This window comes from Microbacterium sp. 13-71-7 (assembly GCF_002257455.1).
In the GTDB taxonomy this organism is placed as follows: Bacteria; Actinomycetota; Actinomycetes; order Actinomycetales; family Microbacteriaceae; genus Microbacterium.
In genome coordinates this window covers 1-3,491 of the sequence record NZ_NCKN01000320.1, presented here as the reverse complement: position 1 = coordinate 3,491, position 3,491 = coordinate 1, and the positions used below count along the sequence as shown (strand labels likewise).

3 protein-coding genes are annotated in these 3,491 nt (G+C 72.7%); all 3 read left to right on the top strand.

Annotation, left to right across the window (positions count from 1 at the left end; genetic code table 11):
• Nucleotides 1-607 (top strand): FHA domain-containing protein (locus B7X32_RS19510; protein ID WP_292723548.1); only part of this gene is annotated, 607 nt, incomplete at its 5' end.
• The gene (locus B7X32_RS19505) at nt 604-2,340 is read left to right on the top strand and encodes a serine/threonine-protein kinase (RefSeq protein WP_292723545.1); all 1,737 of its coding nucleotides are present in this window, start codon (nt 604-606) and stop codon (nt 2,338-2,340) included. The genes B7X32_RS19510 and B7X32_RS19505, both read left to right, overlap by 4 nt.
• A gap of 341 nt (nt 2,341-2,681) precedes the next feature.
• Nucleotides 2,682-3,419, top strand: coding sequence for a hypothetical protein (locus B7X32_RS19500; protein WP_292723551.1), 738 nt, complete (start codon nt 2,682-2,684; stop codon nt 3,417-3,419).
• Nucleotides 3,420-3,491: the final 72 nt, after the last annotated feature.

Below are 3,491 nucleotides of genomic sequence, written 5' to 3'. Positions count from 1 at the left end.
CGACGACACGGTGATCTCGGCTCCGCCGGTCTCCGCGCCGGCCGTCGAAGCCACCGTCGTCCCGCCTCTCGAGGGAGGGCACACGCTCGATTTCCGTCCTGCGCGTGCTGCGGGGACGCTCTCGGACGGCGTCGAGGACGACGGCGGAGACCACGACGGCGCGACGATCTCGCTCGCCCAGGCCCGTGCACTGCGCGGGGCCGCCTCCGGCGACGACCCGGTCTTCGCGTCGATCCCGGCGGTTCCCGCGACCGAGACACCGGTCACGACTCCGCGGATCCGCGTGTCCACGGGGCAGGTCGTCGAGCTCGATCGCATCGTCGTGATCGGCCGCCGGCCGCGCTCCACCCGTTCCAGCGGCGCCACCCTCCCCCACCTGGTGGCGGTCGACAGCCCGCAGCAGGACATCTCGCGCAGCCATCTCGAGATCCGTCCCGAGTCGGATGCCGTGGTCGTGGTCGATCTGCACACCACCAACGGATCCACGCTGCTGCGCAGCGGCAGCGACCCGGTGCGACTGCACCCGGGCGAGCCCACGATCGTCGTCACCGGTGATGTGATCGATCTGGGCGACGGGGTGACCGTCGCGTTCGAGGATCTGCCATGAGCAGGCCGCCGTCTCCGCCGCCGCAGCTCGCGGGCTTCGACTTCGTCGAGCCACTGGGCACGGGCGGATTCGCCGACGTCTTCCTCTACGAGCAGCAGCAGCCGCGTCGCCGCGTCGCCGTGAAGGTGCTGCTCGCCGACCGCCTCGCCTCGGGCGCCGCGCAGGAGTTCGCCGACGAGGCGAACGTGATGGCGATGCTCTCCACGCATCCCGCGATCGTCACCATCTATCAGACCGGGGTCGCCGACGACGGCCGCCCGTACCTGGTGATGGAATACTGCCCGCGACCCAACCTGCAGCAGCGCGCGCGCAAGGAGGTGTTCAGCGTGGCCGAGGCGCTGCGCGTCGGCGTGCAGGTCGCCGGTGCGGTCGAGACCGCGCATCGCGCGGGGGTCCTGCACCGCGACATCAAGCCCGCGAACATCCTCGTCACGGCCTACAACCGTCCGGCGCTGACCGACTTCGGCATCGCCTCGACCACCGGGGCGGTCAGCGAGGCGGCGGGCATGTCCATCCCGTGGTCGCCGCCGGAATCCTTCGGGGACCCCCCGCAGAGCAGCGCCCGCAGCGACGTGTACGCGCTCGCCGCGACGCTCTACTCGCTGCTCACCGGGCGGAGCCCCTTCGAGAAGGTCGGCCAGCGCAACAGCGGCGCGGATCTGATCTCGCGGATCGAGGCGGAGCCGGTGCCGCCGCTCGGGCGCGCCGATGTCCCGGAGAGCCTCGTCCGCGCGCTCGAGCGCGGCATGGCGAAGAACCCGGCCGATCGATTCCCCTCCGCCGTGGCGTTCGCGCGCGCCCTGCAGAAGATCCAGATCGAGCTGTCGCATTCGGTGACGGCGATCGACATCGTGGACGATCACCAGGTCGAACCCGACCCGGATGAGGACGACGACGGTCTCACCCGGGTGCGCGAGGTCGTCAGCATCGACCCGAGCCCTTCGGCGACGCGACCGTCCGCGGCCACGCGTCCGGTGCAGGCGCCGACGGATCCGGCTCTGCCGGGCCCGCGGTTCGATCCGCCGGCGCCGACCGGATCCGACGTCGACGCGACCGTCGTCACGCCCCGCGCCGATGCGATGATCGAGGTGCCTCGCGCCCGGCCCGCGGACGACGACGCCACGCGCGTGCGCCCGGCGCAGGTCGTGGATCCCGAGCCGGCCGCCGCTGCGGTGTCCGCGGTGCCCGCCGCGCCGGCGACGCGCTCCGCCGATTCCGCGCCGGGTTTCGCGGCGACGTCGGCGTCCGCTCCTGCTCCGACCGAGCGACCGGCTCCGGCCGCCGTCGAACCCGAGCCCGCGCCTGCGGCGGCGCGCCCGCGTCGCGGGGCGCTGTGGGCGGTGCTGTCGGTCGTGGCGGTGCTCCTCCTCGCGGGCGGTTCGGTGCTCGCGGTGAACCTCCTCAACGCCCAGGGGCCGAAGCCGAAGCCGGAGTCCTCGGCGACCGCGGATCCGCAGGATCCTCTCGCCGACCTCGCCCCCGTGCCCAAGGACGTGACGGGCGCGGCGGACGGCGCGGGTGCCGTGCACTTCACCTGGACGAACCCGAGCGCCAAGGAGGGCGACGCCTATCTCGTGACGGTCTTCACCGCAGCGGGCGAAGGCACCCCGACGAACGTCGAGGCGCCGGAGATCACGGTCCCGGCGCAGCCGGGAGGGAAGACCTGCATCCAGGTCGTCCTGCGCCGGGCGAACGGCTCGGCATCGGCCGGAGCGAAGGGATGCACGCCGTGAGCACTGACGAGCAGCAGGGGAAGGCCGAGCCCATGGGGACCGGGCTCGCGGCCATGATGAGCGCCGAGCCGGCACCGGACGCCGTCGTCGAGGCCGACCCCTCGCCCTCCGAGCCGGCATCCGCCGATGAGCCGGTCACGGACGCCGTGGAGACATCGGCGATCGCGCTGGCGATGGCGGGGGATCCGGCCGAGCCGGAAGCCGAGGAGGCCGCGGGCTCCGACCAGGCGGCGGACTCGGAGTCGGCCGGCGGCGTGCCCCGGACGGACGGATCGGGGCCCGACGACCGGGGTGACATCGGATCCGTGGTCGCCGAAGAGCTCCCACCGCAGGACGACGAGATGGCCGCCGCCGACACGGCGCCGACGCCGACTCGCGTGACCGTCGAGTTCGCGGGGGAGTACTTCCCGATCGAGCCGGGCGGACGATTCCTGGTCGGGCGCGAGGGCGACCTGGCGATCGACGACAACCTGTTCCTGCACCGGCATTTCCTCGAGATCGCCGAGATCGGCGGACTGTGGTGGCTGGCCAACATCGGCAGCCGGCTGCAGGCGACGGTCACCGACGCCTCGGGGGGCGTGCAGGCGTGGCTGGCGCCCGGTGCGCGGCTGCCACTGGTCTTCGCGGTCACCTCGGTGATCTTCTCGGCCGGCCCCACGACCTACGAGTTCACGGTCCACTCCACGCAGCCGACGTTCCGAGGAACCCACCGGGACGATGAGGTGACGGGTGAATCGACCATCGGTGACGTGCCGCTGACGCTCAGTCAGAAGCAGCTGCTGCTCGCGCTCGCCGAACCGCTGCTGCGACGCGACGGCACCGGGATGAGCGCGATCCCCTCGAGCACGGAGGCGGCGGCGCGCCTGGGCTGGGCGGTCACGCGCTTCAACCGCAAACTCGACAACGTGTGCGAGAAGTTCGACCGCATCGGCGTTCCCGGCATGCGCGGCGGAGCGCGCGGATCCGCGGTGAACCGGCGTGCCCGCCTCGTGGAGCACGTGATCGCGTCGCGGCTGGTCGACCGGGCGGATCTGGTGCTCCTCGATGCCGTGAGCGCGGATGCGCCCGACGCCGACTGAGGACTCGCGATGGGGAGTTCTCCCCATCGCGAGCGCAGGGGACGTCGGCGTACTGTTTCGGAGGCGACGGTT

What these genes read in the sequence shown, in the direction of transcription:
- B7X32_RS19505 (WP_292723545.1), top strand. Translation starts at nt 604, where the DNA reads ATGAGCAGGCCGCCGTCTCCGCCGCCGCAGCTCGCGGGCTTCGACTTC.
- B7X32_RS19500 (WP_292723551.1), top strand. Translation starts at nt 2,682, where the DNA reads ATGGCCGCCGCCGACACGGCGCCGACGCCGACTCGCGTGACCGTCGAG.